Raw genomic sequence first — 17,329 nt, forward strand, 5'->3', positions numbered from 1 at the left:
GGCGCGCGCCGGGCCTACGGCCGGTAGCTGGCCGCCGGATGCGGCGCGGCGAGCCGGGCGCGGCCGAACATCTTTTCGCGCAATGTCCCCGGCTGATACGCCTGCTTGTAGCGGCCGCGTCGCGTCAACTCCGGCACCAGCATGTCGGCGACATCGGCAAAGCTCTCCGGCGACAGCGCAAAGGCGAGGTTGAGGCCGTCGACGCCGGTCTGCTCGATCCAGCTCTCGATGGCGTCGGCAACCTTGGCAGGCCCGCCGACGAACACCGGGCCGATGCCGCCGATGCCGACATGCTCGGCGACCTCGCGTACGGTCCAGACCCGGTCAGGATCGGCGCGGGTGACGTTGTCCATGGCGCTGCGGCCGGCATCGTTGAGGACGTGGCGGACCTGCTGGTCGAGGTCGTAGGTCGAGAAGTCGACACCGGTCCAGCCCGACATCAGGGTCAGCGACGCCTCGTGGTCGATGTAGCGGCGGTAGTCGGCGAACTTCGCTTCGGCCTCGGCGTCGGTCTCGCCGAGCACGACGGTGGCGATGCTGAAGATGACGATGTCACGGCCGTCGCGCCCGGCCTCCACGGCCGCCTGGCGGATCGCTGCGACGCGCGGCGCGATGATCTTGGCCGACGGTCCCGACATGAACACGCATTCGGCATGGCGGCCGGCGAACACGCGGCCGCGCGGCGAGGTGCCCGCCTGATAGAGCACCGGCGTCCGCTGCGGCGACGGCTCGCTGAGATGGATGGCGTCGAGCTGATAGTTCTCGCCGTGATGGCTGACGCGGTGGACTTTGGTGGGATCGGTGAAGATGCCGCTGGCGCGGTCGCGCTTGACGGCGTCGTCCTCCCAGCTGCCTTCCCACAGCTTGTAAACCACCTCCATGTATTCGTCGGCGACATCGTAGCGGTCATCGTGGCCGGTCTGGCGCTCCTTGCCCATGCCGCGCGCGGCGCTGTCGAGATAGCCGGTGACGATGTTCCAGCCGATGCGGCCCTCGGTGAGATGGTCGAGCGTCGACATCCGCCGCGCGAACGGGTAGGGCGGCTCGTAGGACAGCGTGCAGGTGACGCCGAAGCCGAGATGTTCGGTGACCGCGGCCATCGCCGAGACCAGCATCATCGGGTCGTTGACCGGCACCTGGATGGCATGGCGCAGCGCCGCGTCCGGATTGCCGCCATAGACGTCGTAGACGCCGAGCACGTCGGCGAGAAACAGGCCGTCGAAGCGGCCGCGCTCCAAGGTCTTGGCGAGGTCGAGCCAATAGGGCAGGCGATTGTAGTCGCTGGAGCGGTCGCGCGGATGCCGCCACAGGCCGGGCGACTGGTGCCCGACGCAGTTCATCGCAAACGCATTCAACCGGATGTCCGCAGCCATGGTGGTCCCTCGACGCTTTCGTGCACGAGCAGATGGCACGCTTCGGCGCTGGTTTTCAATCGCGTCGATGCGCACGGCCGCTTGCGGCATGCGCAGGCTTGGTTATGGTCTGAGAGGATCCAGCGTGCCGCGAAGCAACGACGGCGCGAGACGGGCAGCCGCCCGGATGTCGGGAGGACGAGATCGATGCAGATCCGGTTGACGGCGCTGGCCGCGTTGGTGTTGAGCGCGTCGGCGATGGCATCCGCCCATGCCGAGGATTTCAAGGCGAGCTGCGCCGCGCTGGCGCAAGGCTTCTCCGGCAGCGGCCGTGTCGTGACGGCGGAGTTCGTCGCCGCCGGTGGCGTACAACTGGCACCGCCGGCGCCGGCCGGCGTGACCGCGCCCGTGCCGGATCACTGCCTGATCCGCGGCAAGATCAACGAGCGCACCGGCATCGACGGCAAGCCCTATGCGATCGGCTATGAGCTGCGGCTTCCCGCGACGTGGAATGGCAAGTTCGTCTTCCAGGGTGGCGGTGGCGTCGATGGCGTGCTGCGTCCGGCGCTCGGCCTGCTGACAGGCACCACGCCGCCCAATGCGCTGTCCAACGGCTACGCTGCGGCTTCCACCGATTCCGGCCATCTCGAAGAGCCGGGGCCGCTCGGGCCGTATCTGTTCGGCCTCGATCCGCAGGCGCGGCGCGACAAGGGCTATAGCTCGATTCCGCCGGTTGCGGCAGCGGCCAAGGCCGCCGCCGAGAAGCTCTATGGCACCGCGCCGCGCCGCTCCTATTTTGCGGGCTGCTCCAATGGCGGGCGCCAGGCGATGGCGGTGACGCAGCGTTTTCCGGAGCTGTTCGACGGCGTCATCGCCGGCGCGCCCGCCTATCGCGTACCGCTCGCCGGCATCGACGTGATCGCGCAGGAGCAGGCGCTGCTGGCGATCGCGCCGCCCGGCGCCGACGGCAAGGCCGATGTCGGCAGCGCGTTGACGGATGATGATCTGAAGCTCGTCGCCGACGGCGTCACTGCCGCGTGCGATGGCGCCGACGGCGCCAAGGACGGAATGGTGCAGGATGTGATGGCCTGTCGTTTCGATCCTGCCGTGCTGGCTTGCAAGGAGGGCGAAAGCGCGCAATGCCTCTCGGCGCCCAAGCTCAGGGCCGTCAAGCTGATGTTCGACGGCAGCCGCAATGCGATGGGCGGGCTGATCTATGCACGCTGGCCCTACGATCCCGGCCTCGCCGCGCCGGGCTGGCGCGCCTGGAAGCTCGGCACGCCCAAATCGAGTCCGCCCAACGCGCGCAATCTCACGCTGATCGCCGGCGGCGTCCCCTATGATTTCATGAGCCCGCCGGAGACGCCGACTGATCTTGTCGCCTGGGTGCGCAATTTCGATGTCGACCGCGACGTGCCCAAGGTGATGAAGGGCGCCGATGGATTCGACGCCGGCATGGAATATGAGGCGGCGACCTCTACCGATCTCGACACCTTCAAAGCGAAGGGCGGCAAGATGCTGTTCTATCATGGCACGGCCGACCCGATCTTCTCGGCGCTGGATACGATCGACTATGTCGACCAGCTCAAGAAGAAATATGCCGACGCCGACCGCTTCGCGCGGCTGTTCCTGGTTCCCGGCATGAACCATTGCGGCGGCGGACCGGCGACCGATCAGTTCGACCTGCTGACCGCGCTCGACACATGGGTCGAGGGCATGGCGGCGGCGCCGGAGACGATCCGCGCCACGGCACGGCGCGCGCCCGACGTGCCGTGGCCGGGCCGCACGCGGGACCTCTGCGCGTTCCCGAAGGTTCAGACCTACAAGGGCAGCGGCAACCTCGAGGATGCCGCGAATTTCGCGTGCCGGTGAACGGCTCGTGCACGCGGTCGGTGCGGCGTGCACGATCGCTTGATGAGCGGTTGACGCGGGACGTTGGAGGGCCGATCTACCGGCCAGCGCCGGCGTGTCCCGCAGCGTCGCGGCCCCTCCCATCAGCCCACACCGTTCCCTTATGGTTGCCGTCAAGACGCGAGCCTTCACCATCCTGTGCGAGTTCGAACATGCCCAGACGGAGCTGATCGGGAAGGCCGTGGCCTTGAGCGACGGCAAGGCCGGAACCGTGGAGCAGGTCTATCTCGACGAGCTGCACGGCCTGCGCATCACGATCAGCGGTCATGACGGGCGCTGGCCGGTGTCGACGATCAAGTTCACGCAATCCTGAGCGGCGTCGGGATGAGGGCGTGGCGTGCGGCTCATCACGCCGATGCCGTACATCTCAGTGCCGCTTGGCGTGCACTCTGGCGAAGCTTTCGATCAGCCGCCGCAGCTTGCCCCGATGCACGCGCCGCGCAGCCTGAGATGCCGGCAGCCAGATCAGCTTGCGCTGGCCGCGCTCGGGAAATCGCCCGTGCTGCTTCTTCACCTGGAGCGGGTAGAGCGCGACCTCGCACAGGATCCTGCGCTTGCCCTTGCGCTTGCTGTGCTTGAAACGGCCGAGCGCCTGGCGGCCGATCTTGCCGCGCAATCCGGCCTCCTCATAGGCCTCGATGGCCGCGACCCGATGCGGCCGCTTGCACAGCATCGGTGATCCCTTCGGCACCGACCACCGCCGCTTTCGCCGCGTCGTGATCAGGAGGATGCTGAGCTCGGACGCCTCGACGCGAAAGGGCAGCGCGGCAAACTGCTTGTACTTCATGGGGAGCCCCCTTCGTGTGGGCTTTCAAACCGGCCATGAGACCGGTTGGTTCCTCCGCGTCGTTCCCGTCGCGATGCGAACGTCCGAATCTCATTTGATACGCGATGCGCTGTCAGCCAGGGCTATTTTCCGTGCTGTCCTGCAGCCGCGCGCGCCGGGGCTTGAAACGCCGAAGCATGTCGCGGGCAGCAGATTCACATATGTGGATGCGCATGTAGGATCGTTATTTAAGGTTGAGTGTGCGTCAAAAACGAAACGGGTCCAGGCTTGCATGGAAGTAGATGTCGAGAAGAAACGAAGACGCCGCGTCAAGCAGACGATGTCGCTGGGCGAGCGACTGCTCCAGACGGCGCGTGAGGCGCGCGAACTGGCGAAGCGCCTGCCGCCGGGAATGGAACAGGCCCGACAGCTGAGGCGAGCGCGCGAGGCGGAAGCGATCGCCGAGCTCGATCGCTTCCTGACCGGTCCGGCGCGCAGCGCTCCGCCGCGGTCACGTTGAGGTTGCGGCCGCGGCGTATGAAAAGAAACGCGACGTCGCATGGCGATGATGTCGCGCCTGCTTAGTTTTGCTGCATGCAGGCACGGAATTGATGCACGCGCCGCTGCAACAACGCGCTTGACAGGATAGGCGTTCTAAGGGACCGTAATGTCCATGCGTTGGGCAAGGCAGCCCTGAGACGCAAGACGATCAAACCATTTCCAACGCCGCGCTGCTCGAAGCGTGTTTGGTTGGTGGCGAGGGCGCCCTCGGCTTGACAGCCGATGGGCGCTTTTTTTGTTTTGGGACGCGGGATGACACGGACGACGTTTCGCATCGGGGTGATGTTCTCGACGACCGGCTCGTACAGCGTCGTCGCACGCTCGATGCTGAACGGCGCGCAGCTCGCGCTTGCCGAGGTCAACGCCGCCGACGGCCCGATCACGCTGGAGCCGGTCGTGGTGAACCCGTCCGGCGATCTCGCGCAATATCGCGCACTGGCGCGGGAGCTGTTGAGCTCCGGCATCCGCCAGGTGGTCGGCTGCTACACCTCGTCGAGCCGCAAGGAGGTCATTCCCTGCTTCGAGAAGTTCGATGGGCTGCTCTGGTATCCGTCGCACTATGAGGGTTTCGAGAGCTCGGACAACGTCATCTATACGGGGGCTGCGCCGAACCAGCATGTGCTGCCGCTGGTGGATTTTCTGGCGTCGCGGACCGGCAAGCGGGCTTTTTGCGTCGGCTCGAACTACATCTGGGCCTGGGAGAACAACCGCATCTTCCGCGAGGCGCTCAGCGCGCGGGGCGGGGTGGTGCTGTCCGAACGCTATCTGTCGATCGGCGATACCGAGTTCGACCAGGTGATCGCGGCGATTCTCGACCAGCGCCCGAATTTCGTCTTCAACAATCTGATCGGCACCAGCGCCTATGCCTTCTTCCGCGCCTTCCGCGCCGCCTGTCGCGCCGCCGGAATAGACCAGGCCAAGGAGATTCCCGTCGCGAGCTGCACGCTGTCGGAGCCGGAGCTGCAGGAAATCGGCGCCGAAGCGGTCGACGGACACCTGTCGTCAAGCGTGTACTTCTCCTCATTGAGCTCTTCCGAGAATGCGGCCTTCATGCAGGCCTACAGCAACGCCTTCCCGAATGGTCCGGTCGTCTCGGCCGATGCGGAGGCGTCCTACATCGCGGTGAAGCTGCTCGCCGCGACGCTGGCGCAGGCCGGCAGCGACGAGTCGAGGCTGGTCCGCTGCGCCGTCGCCAATCAGCGCCTGCTGGCGCCGCAGGGCGAGGTGCGTATCGATCCGCAAACCTTCCACGCCTGGCTGACGCCTCGCATCGGCCGCTCCTGCGCCGATGGCCAGTTCGAACTGCTGCTCGAAGCGCGCCAGCCGATCGCGCCGGATCCCTATCTCGTGCAGTCGTCGCCGCGCTTCGCGACGGCCATGCGTCCTCCGCTGCTCCGAATGGTGAAGTCATGACCTTCCGACTGCTGCAGAATTTCAAAGGCGGCCGCGCGCTGGTGATCACACGGCGGGCAGGGTGGGAGACCACCTTGGAGACGACGCTCGCGAAGCTCGGTGTCGCCTGCGAGTACCCCGAGATCGTCGACGGCCGTGCCCGGATCGATGTCGGCACATTGTTGCCGGAGCGCGACATCCTGTTCGTCGACGGCGATCTGGAAGGCGCCGTTGCGATCGAGGTCAACCCCGCATCGAAACTGCCGCCCGTGCCGGTGATCGGCCTGGTTGGTGTCGAGGCGCCGAGCCGGCTCAAGGCGCTGGTCAATCTCGGCGCCACCTCGTTCCTGCGCAAGCCGGTACATGGCGGCGCCGTCTACACCGCGCTGTTCCTCGGCATCAACCAGTTCCTGCTGCGCACCGAGATGTACGAGAAGCTGCAGGATCTCGAGAGCCGCCGCCGCGGCCGCCGCGCGGTGATCCGCGCCGTCGTGGCTCTGATGCAGGAGACCGGCCTCAACGATGACGACGCCTATTCCGCGCTTCGCCGCGACAGCATGCGGGCGCGGCAGAGCCTGGAGCTCTACTGCGAGGAGTTCCTGAAGAGACGGGCGAGGCCGCCCGATACGCCGGACCGCACGCGCAGCGTCACGCTGCAAGGCGGCAACAAGCAAGCGATGTAGGAGCATCACATGACCAGATCTGTATTGCGGGGGCTGCGCGCCGCGGCCCTCACGGGGACGCTTGTCTTCGCGTCAGGCGCTTATGCTGCGGAAAACCCGATCAAGCTCGGCGTGCTGGAGGACCAGTCCGGCGACTTCGCCGCCGCGACCATCGGCAAGGTGCATGCCATCCAGCTGGCCGCCGAGGAGATCAACAAGGCCGGCGGCATCATGGGCCGGCCGCTGGAGCTCGTGACCTACGACACCCAGTCGGACAACACGCGTTACCAGGAGTTCATGCGCCGCGTGCTGCAGCGGGACAAGGTGGACGCCGTGTTCGCCGGCTTCTCCTCGGCCTCGCGCGAGGCCTACCGGCCGATCGTCGACCAGTTCAACGGCTTCGCATTCTACAACAACCAGTATGAAGGCGGCGTCTGCGACGGCCACATGGTGGTGACCGGCGCCGTGCCGGAGCAGCAGTTCTCGACGCTCATCCCGTACATGATGCAGACCTACGGCAAGAAGGTCTACACGCTCGCCGCCGACTACAATTTCGGCCAGATCTCGGCCGAGTGGGTGCGCAAGATCGTCAAGGAGAACGGCGGCGAGATGGCCGGCGAGGAGTTCATCCCGCTCGGCGTGTCGCAGTTCTCGCAGAGCATCCAGAACATTCAGAAGGCCAAGCCCGACTTCGTCGTGACGCTCCTGGTCGGCACCGCGCAGGCGTCCTATTACGAGCAGGCGGCGTCCGCCAACGTCAACCTGCCGATGGCCTCGTCCGTCAACGTCGGCCAGGGCTATGAGCACAAGCGCTTCAAGCCGCCGAGCCTGAAGGACATGTACGTCACCACCAACTACATCGAGGAGATCGACAGCCCGAAGAGCAAGGAGTTCTACGCCAAGTTCAAGGCCAAGTTCCCGAACGAGCCCTATGTGAACCAGGAGGCCGAGAACTCCTACCTCGCGCTGTATCTCTACAAGCAGATGGTGGAGCGGGCGAAGTCGACCAACCGCGACGAGATCCGCAAGGTGATCGCGATGGGCGACGTCTGCATGGACGCGCCGGAAGGCAAGGTCTGCATCGACCCCAAGAGCCAGCACATGTCGCACACGATCTATCTCGCCAAGGTCGGCGCCGACCATTCGATCTCGTTCCCGAAGGTCTGGGAAGACATCAAGCCGTATTGGCTGGGCGACGCCGGCTGTGACCTGACCAAGAAGGATCCGATGGCGCAGTACACGCCGTCGAATCCGCCGCCGAAGCCCTGATCGGCGGAAGCGGCTGTCCCGGCGTCCCCTCACGCCGGGGCAGCTCGCTCCTTCATCGCCTTACGCATCCGAACCCCACATCGATCGAAGACATGGACATCGCAACCCTCGCATTCTCTGCACTCTACCAGTTCGGCGACGCGTTCGCGTTCCTGGTGCTGTCGGCCTGCGGGCTCGCGGTGATCTTCGGCATGATGGGCGTGATCAATCTCGCCCATGGCGAGTTCATCATGTGCGGCGCCTATGTCACGGCAGCGACGGTGCATGCCGGCCTGCCGCTGCCGCTCGGCATCCTCTGCGGTACGCTGGCTTCCGCCTTCGTCGGTGTTCTCGTCGAGCTTCTGGTCATCCGGCATCTCTACGAGCGGCCGCTCGACACCATCGTCGCGACCTGGGGTCTCAGCCTGATCGCCACGCAGGGAACGCTGATCCTGGTGGGATCGACGATGGCCGGCGTCGGCACGCCGTTCGGCAGCTTCCAGGTCGGCGCCTATTCTTATTCGATCTACCGCATCGTGCTGTTTGCAGCCGCGCTGGGCGTGCTCGGCGCGCTCTATGCGCTGTTCAACTGGACACGGTTCGGCGTGCTCGCGCGAGCGACAATCCAGGTGCCGCATATGGCCGCCGCGTTGGGCGTGGATACGCGGCTGATCTACAGCCTCACCTTCGCCTGCGGAGCAGGCCTCGCCGGTCTCGCCGGCGGGCTCTACGCGCCGACCATGACCTTGGTGCCGACCATGGGCGCGACCTTCATCATGGAGGCGTTCGTCACGGTGGTGATCGGTGGCGCCGACGTATTCCTCGGCACCGCGCCGGCCGGCGGCATCCTCGCTATCGTGAAGTCGGGGATGACCTCCTGGCAGGGCCAGCTGTTCGGCCAGATCGGGCTGTTGATCGCCGTCATCATCGTCGTCCGGGTGCTGCCGAAGGGCATCTCCGGCTTCGTGCTGCGCGAGCGGACCTGAGGAGCGGCGCCGTGACCGGATTTCTCGCATTGTTCCGCCGCCTCGAAGGCCCGCAGACGCTCGGCCGCGGCCCTGGCTTCTGGGCGCTGTTCGCGCTCGTGCTGGCGGGAGCGCTGGCCTATCCGCTGTTCAGCGACGGCTACACCGTCGGCAACACCGTCTACTTCTTCGTGTGGGTGTTCATCGCGCTCAGCCTCAGCCTGATCTGGGGCTATGGCGGCTCACTGTCGTTCGGCCAGACTGCGTTCTTCGGCATCGCCGGCTATGGCTACGGCATTCTCACCATCAATTTCGGCGCCGCCTACGGCTTCACGTTCATCGCGCTGCTGCTCGCGGTCGCCATGGCCGCGCTGGTGGCGGCGCTGCTCGGCTATTTCATGTTCTTCGGCCGCATCAGCGGCGTGTTCCTCGGCATCGTCACGCTCGCGGTGACTCTGATGCTGGAACGCTTCATGGCGCAGACCGCGGGCCCCGAATGGCGTATCGGCGCTGCCAGGCTGAACGGCTTCAACGGCATGAGCGCGATGCCGCCGCTGACGATCCCCTGGTTCGGCGGGCCGATTCCGCTGTTTGCCGATATCGGCCTGTATTATGTCGTGCTCGGCATGCTCGTGCTGGTCTATCTCGCCCTGCGCATGCTGATGAACTCGGCGTTCGGCAACGTCATCGTTGCCATCCGGGAAAATCCCGAGCGTGCGGAGATGCTCGGCTACGACATCAGAAAATATCAGCTGATCACCTTCGTGATCGGAGCTGCGCTCGCGGGGCTTTCCGGCGTGCTCTACACGGTGTGGGGGCAATACATCACGCCCTCCAGCATGGGCATGACGGCGGCCTCGCTGCCGCTGATCTGGGTCGCGGTCGGCGGCCGCAGCGATCTCACGGCCACCGTGATCGGCACGCTCGTGGTGCTCTCCGGCTTCCAGGCGCTGACGATCTATGGGAGCCAGTATGCGCTGGTGTTCATGGGCGTGCTGCTGGTGCTCACCGTGCTGATCGCGCCCAACGGCCTCGTGCTCGGGATCATCAACTGGATCGCGAAGCTGGTGACGCGGCGCAAGCAGGAGGCGGCGTGATGGCGCTGCTGCAATTGCGTGACGTCAACAAGCATTTCGGCGGCCTGCACGTCACCAACGCCGTCAACCTCGTGCTGGAGCAGGGCGAGATCCATTGCCTGATCGGTCCGAACGGCGCCGGCAAGAGCACTCTGTTCCGCCTGATCCTCGGCGAGCATCATCCCGGCAGCGGCCAGATCTGCTTCGCGGGCGAGGACATCACCGCGTTGAAATCCTTTGCGCGCATCCGCCGCGGGCTGTCGGTCAAGTTCCAGGTGCCGGGTGTGTTCAAGGGTCTGTCGGTGCGGCAGAACCTGGAGATCGCGCTGCAGAGCCGGCTGCACGGCGTCACGCTCGGACGCGAGATCGACCGTCTGCTCGCCTTTCTCAATCTCGAAGCCGAGCAGGCGCAACTGGCCGGCAATCTCAGCCACGGCCAGAAGCAGTGGCTGGAGATCGGCATGGCAATCGCGCTGAAGCCGCGGCTGCTGCTGCTCGACGAGCCGACCGCCGGCATGTCGCCGGAGGAGACGCACATGACCGGCGAGATGGTGCGGCGGCTGAATGCGGCCGGCATGACCGTGCTCGCGATCGAGCACGACATGGCGTTCGTGCGCCAGGTCGCGCAGCGCGTCACGGTGCTGCATCTCGGTCAGGTGTTCGCGCAAGGCTCGATCGACGAGATCGTGGCGGACGAGCGTGTCGCGGCGATCTATCTGGGGCAGGCGCATGCGTAAGGAAGTCATCCTCACCACCCTGGGGCTTCGCGCCGGCTATGGCGGCAAGCCGGTGCTGCAGGGCCTGGAGATCGAGGTGCGCGAAGGCGAGATCGTTGCCGTGATCGGTCGCAACGGCGTCGGCAAATCGACCCTGATGAAGAGCCTGATCGGGCTGGTGCCGGCGATGTCCGGCTCGATCGTCTATCGCGGTGAGGCGGTCGAGCATCTGCCGGCCCATAAGCGCGCCCGGCTCGGAATGGGTTACGTGCCGCAGGGCCGCGACGTGTTTCCGCGGCTGACGGTCGGCGAAAACATCGCGGTCGGTGCGGCGATCAAGGGCGGCGGAATTCCGGAGGTGGGGCGTCAGCGCGTCGTCGGCGCATTTCCCATTCTCGGGGAGCGCTGGAGCCAGCGCGCCGGCACGATGTCCGGCGGCCAGCAGCAGCAGCTCGCGATCGGCCGGGTGCTGATCGCCGATCCGCACATGATTTTGCTCGATGAGCCCTCGGAGGGCATTCAGCCAAACATCGTTCAGGACATCGCCCGCAACATGGTCGAGCTCAACCGCCGGACCGGCGTCACCATCATCCTGGTCGAGCAGAATCTCGACATGATCCGCGCCATGGCGCAGCGCGCTTACGTCATGGACAAGGGCCGCATCACCGCAAGCCTGACGCACGAGGCGCTCGACGATGCCGCCGAGATGCGCCGGCATCTCGCGGTTTGACGCAAAGAAACTTCAACAACGAGCACAAGGAGAACGAGCATGGCCTGGCAGTCGGAGTCGATCATGGCCCGCAGGGGCATCGCCAAGGGTGCGCGCGGGGCGCATCATGTCATCACCGAGAAGGACCAGGGCAAGTATCACTATGTCTACGGCCCCTATGTCGAGCCGGTGCTGACCATCGACCCCGGCGCGGTGGTCTCCGCCGAGACGCATGACGCGTTCGAGGGCGCGATCAAGCACGAGACCGACAGCCCGTCGAAGATCCTGAACTTCCCGTTCCTCAATCCGCAGAACGGCCCGATCTACGTCAACGGTGCCGAGAAGGGCGACACGCTCGCGGTCTACATCGAGAGCATCGTGCCGCGCGGGCCGCAGCCGCGCGGCACCACCGTGGTCATGCCGGAGTTCGGCGGGCTGGTCGGAACGGGGAACACCGCATTGCTCAATCCGGCGCTGCCGGAGCGGGTGAAAAAGCTCGAAATCACGGCCGAAGACGGCACCAGATGGAACGACAAGATCACGTTGCCCTATGAGCCGTTCATCGGCACCATTGGCACCTCGCCGGAAATCGAGGCGATCTCCTCGCTGGTCCCGGACTACTATGGCGGCAACATGGATCTGCCGGATGTCGGCACCGGCGCGGTGATCTATCTGCCCGTCAACACCAAGGGGGCGCTGCTCTATCTCGGCGACTGCCATGCTGCGCAGGGCGACGGCGAATTGTGCGGCGTCGCGATCGAGCATCCGACGGTCACGACCGTGCAGGTCGATCTGATCAAGGGCTGGCCCATCGCCTGGCCGCGACTGGAGACGAAGGACTTCATCATGACCATCGGCTCTGCCAGGCCGATGGAGGATGCCGCGCGCATCGCCTATCGCGAGCTGTGCCGCTGGATGGCGGCGGACTACGGCTTTGAGGAGATCGACGCCTACATGCTGCTGACCCAGGCCGGGCGCGTCCGCCTCGGCAACATGGTCGATCCGAAATACACGCTTGGCGCCTCCATCAAGAAATCGTTCCTGGTCTGAGGCAGCAAGCGATGTTGTCGAAATACAAGGTCGCGACCGTCCAGTTCGAGCCGACTTTGGGCGAGAAGGAGCGCAATATTTCCGGCCTGCTCGAGCTCTGCGAGCAGGCCGCGCGAGCGGGCGCGAAGCTGATCGTGACGCCGGAAATGGGGACGACCGGCTATTGCTGGTACGATCGCGCGGAGGTGGCGCCGTTCGTCGAGACGATTCCAGGCTCGACCACGCATCGCTTCGCCGCGCTCGCCAAGCGCCATGGCTGCTTCATCGTGATCGGCATGCCCGAGGTCGATGACGACGACATCTACTACAACAGCGCGGTGCTGATCGGGCCCGACGGCGTCATCGGCCGGCACCGCAAGACCCATCCCTACATCTCCGAGCCGAAATGGGCGGCGGCCGGCGATTTGCACAATCAGGTGTTCGAGACGCCGATCGGCCGGATCGCGCTTCTGATCTGCATGGACATCCATTTCGTCGAGACGGCGCGGCTGATGGCGCTCGGCGGCGCCGACATCATCTGCCACATCTCGAACTGGCTCGCCGAGCGCACGCCGGCGCCCTACTGGATCAGCCGCGCGTTCGAGAATTCCTGCTACGTGATCGAGAGCAATCGCTGGGGGCTGGAGCGCACGGTGCAGTTCTCGGGCGGCAGCTGCGTCATCGCGCCCGACGGCACACTCGCGGCTGTGATCGACAAGGGCGACGGCGTTGCTTTTGCAGACATCGATCTCGCGGTCGCGAGGGCGAGGCGCGTGCTCGGCGAGCCCGTGTTCGCGCAGCGCCGGCCTGAGCTGTATCCGGAACTCCTCACCAATACCTACAGCTGGAACCCGCGCGATTTCTTCGGGCTGTACGGTCGTGAACCCTGGCCGGTCGGCAAACGCTCCCGCGTCAGCGTGGCGCAATTCGCGCCGACATCTGACGTCGCTGCCAACCTGGCGCGCATCGCCGCCCTGGCTGTCGCGGCCACGGCCGATGGCGCCGAGCTGCTGGTGTTCCCGGAGCTTGCGGCAACAGGGCTGACCAATCCGGCGGCAGCGGCCGAGCCGATCCCAGGCCGCATCACGGCCGAGCTCGCCAGGATCGCAGCCGGGCAGGGGATCACACTCGTCTGCGGTCTTGCAGAACGGGACGGGAACACCATCTATAATTCCGCCGTGCTGGTTACCCCGGACGGTAAAATCTCCACCTATCGCAAGACGCATCTGACAACGGCCGATCGCAACTGGGCCAGCGCCGGAGACACGTGGACCGTGGTCGACACGCCGGTGGGACGGATCGGCATCCTGATCGGGCACGACGCCGTGTTTCCGGAAGCGGGCCGGGTGCTCGCACTGCGTGGCTGTGATCTGATCGTCTGTCCTGCTGCCGTGAAGGGCAGCTTCAGTGCGGCGCATGCGGGGACGGAGGTGATGCAGCCTGCGCCGATCCCGACCGGCGCCGATCGGCATCATTGGCATCACTTCCGTGTTCGCGGTGGCGAGAACAACGCCTACTTCGCATTCGCGAATGTGTGCGATGCCGCGAATGGATATGCCGGGCTCAGCGGCGTGTTCGGTCCGGATACGTTTGCGTTTCCGCGCCGCGAGGCGATCATCGATCGCGAAGAGGGGATTGCGACAGTCGAGATCGACACCAGCAATCTCGACAGTGTCTACCCGACCAACGTCGTCAGGCGGAAAGATCTGGTCTGCATGCGCATGCCGCACGCCTATCGTGCGCTGGTGCAACCGAAACCGAGCAACTTCTGACGATGCGCGCGCGATCCGTTCCAAAATGGAACGGAAACGGCGTGTGACGGGGCGGAGAGTGGGGTGCGACAGCGCTATCCACAATTCTGCACAGCCGTCGCAAAAAGTTCTTGCGCGGGATGCGGCATCGCACTATCTCACCACCACGCCAGCCGGACATCACTGATGACTGAGGCCCCCGACTTTCGGGACCGATGTTGTTTTTTCTTCCGGTTGGCTCCTGAGTTTTTCTTCAAGAAATGCTCTTGACGCTCTCTGAAAATCAGCTATGTGAAGCGCCCCGGACATCGGGACTTCTTCGGCGAAACAGAGATCGAAGATGATGCACTAAGTAGTTCGAGCGAACTAACAAGTGCGGGCTGTTTGACAAGTGAAGATGAAGAAAGAGAAACGTGGACGGCGGAGTCCTTGCGGGTCTCGGGATTGAGGGCTTCGGCTTTTGGTTCTGGGATCGGACGAGAAGACTTCGGCGGACAATGTTTCAAAGGTAACACCATGGTATTTGCGCTGTGAAGCGTGGGTACTGATTGGTGGGACCTCGTCAAACGTTGTGATCAGCCGGTTTAAGCTTCAAGTTCAACTTGAGAGTTTGATCCTGGCTCAGAGCGAACGCTGGCGGCAGGCTTAACACATGCAAGTCGAGCGGGCGTAGCAATACGTCAGCGGCAGACGGGTGAGTAACGCGTGGGAACGTACCTTTTGGTTCGGAACAACACAGGGAAACTTGTGCTAATACCGGATAAGCCCTTACGGGGAAAGATTTATCGCCGAAAGATCGGCCCGCGTCTGATTAGCTAGTTGGTGGGGTAATGGCCCACCAAGGCGACGATCAGTAGCTGGTCTGAGAGGATGATCAGCCACATTGGGACTGAGACACGGCCCAAACTCCTACGGGAGGCAGCAGTGGGGAATATTGGACAATGGGGGCAACCCTGATCCAGCCATGCCGCGTGAGTGATGAAGGCCCTAGGGTTGTAAAGCTCTTTTGTGCGGGAAGATAATGACGGTACCGCAAGAATAAGCCCCGGCTAACTTCGTGCCAGCAGCCGCGGTAATACGAAGGGGGCTAGCGTTGCTCGGAATCACTGGGCGTAAAGGGTGCGTAGGCGGGTCTTTAAGTCAGGGGTGAAATCCTGGAGCTCAACTCCAGAACTGCCTTTGATACTGAAGATCTTGAGTTCGGGAGAGGTGAGTGGAACTGCGAGTGTAGAGGTGAAATTCGTAGATATTCGCAAGAACACCAGTGGCGAAGGCGGCTCACTGGCCCGATACTGACGCTGAGGCACGAAAGCGTGGGGAGCAAACAGGATTAGATACCCTGGTAGTCCACGCCGTAAACGATGAATGCCAGCCGTTGGTGGGTTTACTCACCAGTGGCGCAGCTAACGCTTTAAGCATTCCGCCTGGGGAGTACGGTCGCAAGATTAAAACTCAAAGGAATTGACGGGGGCCCGCACAAGCGGTGGAGCATGTGGTTTAATTCGACGCAACGCGCAGAACCTTACCAGCCCTTGACATGTTTGGGACCGGTCGCAGAGATGTGACCTTCTCTTCGGAGCCCGAAACACAGGTGCTGCATGGCTGTCGTCAGCTCGTGTCGTGAGATGTTGGGTTAAGTCCCGCAACGAGCGCAACCCCCGTCCTTAGTTGCTACCATTTAGTTGAGCACTCTAAGGAGACTGCCGGTGATAAGCCGCGAGGAAGGTGGGGATGACGTCAAGTCCTCATGGCCCTTACGGGCTGGGCTACACACGTGCTACAATGGCGGTGACAGTGGGAAGCTAAGGGGCAACCCTTCGCAAATCTCAAAAAGCCGTCTCAGTTCGGATTGGGCTCTGCAACTCGAGCCCATGAAGTTGGAATCGCTAGTAATCGTGGATCAGCACGCCACGGTGAATACGTTCCCGGGCCTTGTACACACCGCCCGTCACACCATGGGAGTTGGCTTTACCTGAAGGCGGTGCGCTAACCAGCAATGGAGGCAGCCGACCACGGTAGGGTCAGCGACTGGGGTGAAGTCGTAACAAGGTAGCCGTAGGGGAACCTGCGGCTGGATCACCTCCTTTCTAAGGATGGCTCTTCAGCCTGGTCTTTAAGGTCGCAAGATCTTGGGACCACGATCTTCGGATCGCGCGCTATCGAGCTGTTTTAGAAACATCAGGGACCGACACGATCGCCAGATCGGGTTGAGTTCCATTGGCGGGATTTCGCCGTCTTCGTTTCTCTTTCTTCGCGGACGAACACGCTGCCTGGGGCTGCGCGGTTGCTGCTTGGCCTTTGCGGGTTTGACCTGCGCGGGCAGGGTGGTGACGAGCTTCGAGCGTTAGGGGCTTGTAGCTCAGTTGGTTAGAGCGCGCGCTTGATAAGCGTGAGGTCGGAAGTTCAAGTCTTCCCAGGCCCACCACGCTTCGCCTGCGGCTACGCGTGGCGCGGCCTCGCTCTTCAATGAGCGAAGCGTGCCCGGCGAAGCCACTTGGCGAAGACGGGCAGCCGTCGGTCAACATCGTCTCGACGATCAGCTCATTGCATTCGTCTTTCCGGGTATGGGGCCTTAGCTCAGCTGGGAGAGCGCGTGCTTTGCAAGCATGAGGTCGTCGGTTCGATCCCGACAGGCTCCACCAGCCTTCGCGCCTGCGGCGCTTCGGCTCGGCAAGCCAGCCGATCGAGCCCGTGCATTTCGACTGAATGAGGTCGAGGATGCGCGAAGGCTGCCGCGCCGAAGCCCACTTGGGCGTAGGCGGGCTATCGTTAGCGTGTTCAATTCGTCCGCGAGACAACATTTCGCATCTTCTGGTCCTCACCGGGATTACAGAAGACTGCGTGTTATCTGACATCGTGAAGAGGAGATCGATCCGAGTAGGGTCGTGCAATGAAGGGCCACCGCGCAAGCGGTCCGCTCGTCGACTTTGCACCGACGCCTTCACTATCTCCGGGTCATTTCGGCGCAAACATCGAGCTGTGAAGCTTGTCGTTTGTTGTAAATGACTCTGTTAGCTGCGCTTGACCGCACGGCTATCGGTTCGATCTTAAGAAGCAAGCTGGTCTTTCTAATCAGTGTCCGCGCTGCTCTACGCCTTGTCCTTCGGGGCAGGTGAGGGCGGTGAACATTCTGCCGAGTGTGTGGACATTGATAATGAGAGCAATCAAGTGCCTTAAGGGTGTTCGGTGGA

General features: G+C 63.9%; 14 protein-coding genes, 2 tRNA genes and 2 rRNA genes (1 of these 18 cut by a window edge). 16 read left to right on the forward strand and 2 right to left on the reverse strand.

Going from position 1 to position 17,329, the window contains the following annotated elements:
- Nucleotides 1–14: 14 nt before the first annotated feature.
- Entirely contained in the window at nt 15–1,373 is a 1,359-nt protein-coding gene (locus S58_RS13830) for an LLM class flavin-dependent oxidoreductase (RefSeq protein WP_015665948.1), read from the reverse strand.
- A gap of 186 nt (nt 1,374–1,559) precedes the next feature.
- Here S58_RS13830 and S58_RS13835 point away from each other — a divergent pair, with 186 nt between their 5' ends.
- Nucleotides 1,560–3,224, forward strand: a complete 1,665-nt coding sequence (locus tag S58_RS13835; protein WP_015665949.1) for a tannase/feruloyl esterase family alpha/beta hydrolase — start codon at nt 1,560–1,562, stop codon at nt 3,222–3,224.
- Between the two features lie 142 nt (nt 3,225–3,366).
- Complete coding sequence (locus tag S58_RS13840) at nt 3,367–3,576, forward strand: photosystem reaction center subunit H (protein WP_042339439.1); 210 nt, start codon at nt 3,367–3,369, stop codon at nt 3,574–3,576.
- Between the two features lie 54 nt (nt 3,577–3,630).
- Here the strand turns inward: S58_RS13840 and S58_RS13845 are convergent, their stop codons facing one another.
- The gene (locus S58_RS13845) at nt 3,631–4,050 is read right to left on the reverse strand and encodes an NUDIX hydrolase (protein WP_015665951.1); all 420 of its coding nucleotides are present in this window, start codon (nt 4,048–4,050) and stop codon (nt 3,631–3,633) included.
- 271 nt (nt 4,051–4,321) lie between these two features.
- Between S58_RS13845 and S58_RS13850 the strand changes: the two genes are divergently transcribed.
- The 14 genes from S58_RS13850 to S58_RS13915 form a co-directional block, all read left to right on the forward strand.
- On the forward strand, nt 4,322–4,549 hold the full coding sequence (locus S58_RS13850) for a hypothetical protein (RefSeq protein WP_042339444.1): 228 nt from the start codon (nt 4,322–4,324) through the stop codon (nt 4,547–4,549).
- 293 nt (nt 4,550–4,842) lie between these two features.
- On the forward strand, nt 4,843–6,003 hold the full coding sequence (locus S58_RS13855; protein WP_015665953.1) for a transporter substrate-binding domain-containing protein: 1,161 nt from the start codon (nt 4,843–4,845) through the stop codon (nt 6,001–6,003).
- On the forward strand, nt 6,000–6,665 hold the full coding sequence (locus S58_RS13860) for an ANTAR domain-containing response regulator (RefSeq protein ID WP_015665954.1): 666 nt from the start codon (nt 6,000–6,002) through the stop codon (nt 6,663–6,665). The genes S58_RS13855 and S58_RS13860 overlap by 4 nt, the downstream gene beginning before the upstream one ends.
- A gap of 9 nt (nt 6,666–6,674) precedes the next feature.
- Nucleotides 6,675–7,913 carry an urea ABC transporter substrate-binding protein gene (locus S58_RS13865; RefSeq protein ID WP_015665955.1) on the forward strand — a complete coding sequence of 413 codons (1,239 nt, stop codon included), beginning with the start codon at nt 6,675–6,677 and terminating at the stop codon, nt 7,911–7,913.
- A gap of 92 nt (nt 7,914–8,005) precedes the next feature.
- On the forward strand, nt 8,006–8,878 hold the full coding sequence (locus S58_RS13870; protein WP_015665956.1) for an ABC transporter permease subunit: 873 nt from the start codon (nt 8,006–8,008) through the stop codon (nt 8,876–8,878).
- 11 nt (nt 8,879–8,889) lie between these two features.
- Complete coding sequence (locus tag S58_RS13875) at nt 8,890–9,954, forward strand: branched-chain amino acid ABC transporter permease (RefSeq protein ID WP_015665957.1); 1,065 nt, start codon at nt 8,890–8,892, stop codon at nt 9,952–9,954.
- Entirely contained in the window at nt 9,954–10,670 is a 717-nt protein-coding gene (locus S58_RS13880) for an ABC transporter ATP-binding protein (protein WP_015665958.1), read from the forward strand. Before S58_RS13875 ends, S58_RS13880 begins: the two co-directional genes overlap by 1 nt.
- The gene (locus S58_RS13885) at nt 10,663–11,379 is read left to right on the forward strand and encodes an ABC transporter ATP-binding protein (protein WP_015665959.1); all 717 of its coding nucleotides are present in this window, start codon (nt 10,663–10,665) and stop codon (nt 11,377–11,379) included. Before S58_RS13880 ends, S58_RS13885 begins: the two co-directional genes overlap by 8 nt.
- 39 nt (nt 11,380–11,418) lie before the next feature.
- Nucleotides 11,419–12,408: an acetamidase/formamidase family protein gene (locus S58_RS13890; RefSeq protein ID WP_015665960.1), complete on the forward strand. Its 990-nt coding sequence runs from the start codon at nt 11,419–11,421 to the stop codon at nt 12,406–12,408.
- A gap of 11 nt (nt 12,409–12,419) precedes the next feature.
- Entirely contained in the window at nt 12,420–14,159 is a 1,740-nt protein-coding gene (locus tag S58_RS13895) for a nitrilase-related carbon-nitrogen hydrolase (protein ID WP_015665961.1), read from the forward strand.
- A gap of 577 nt (nt 14,160–14,736) precedes the next feature.
- Nucleotides 14,737–16,225 (forward strand): 16S ribosomal RNA (locus S58_RS13900).
- A gap of 261 nt (nt 16,226–16,486) precedes the next feature.
- Nucleotides 16,487–16,563: transfer RNA gene (locus tag S58_RS13905), tRNA-Ile, on the forward strand.
- A gap of 141 nt (nt 16,564–16,704) precedes the next feature.
- A tRNA-Ala gene (locus S58_RS13910) sits at nt 16,705–16,780 on the forward strand.
- 520 nt (nt 16,781–17,300) lie between these two features.
- Nucleotides 17,301–17,329: ribosomal RNA gene (locus S58_RS13915) — 23S ribosomal RNA — on the forward strand (it continues 2,815 nt past the right edge of the window).
- The 16S and 23S rRNA genes sit together here with 2 tRNA genes alongside, the layout of an rRNA operon.

Origin of the sequence: Bradyrhizobium oligotrophicum S58, from assembly GCF_000344805.1 — a bacterium.
GTDB classification, from domain to species: Bacteria; Pseudomonadota; Alphaproteobacteria; order Rhizobiales; family Xanthobacteraceae; genus Bradyrhizobium; species Bradyrhizobium oligotrophicum.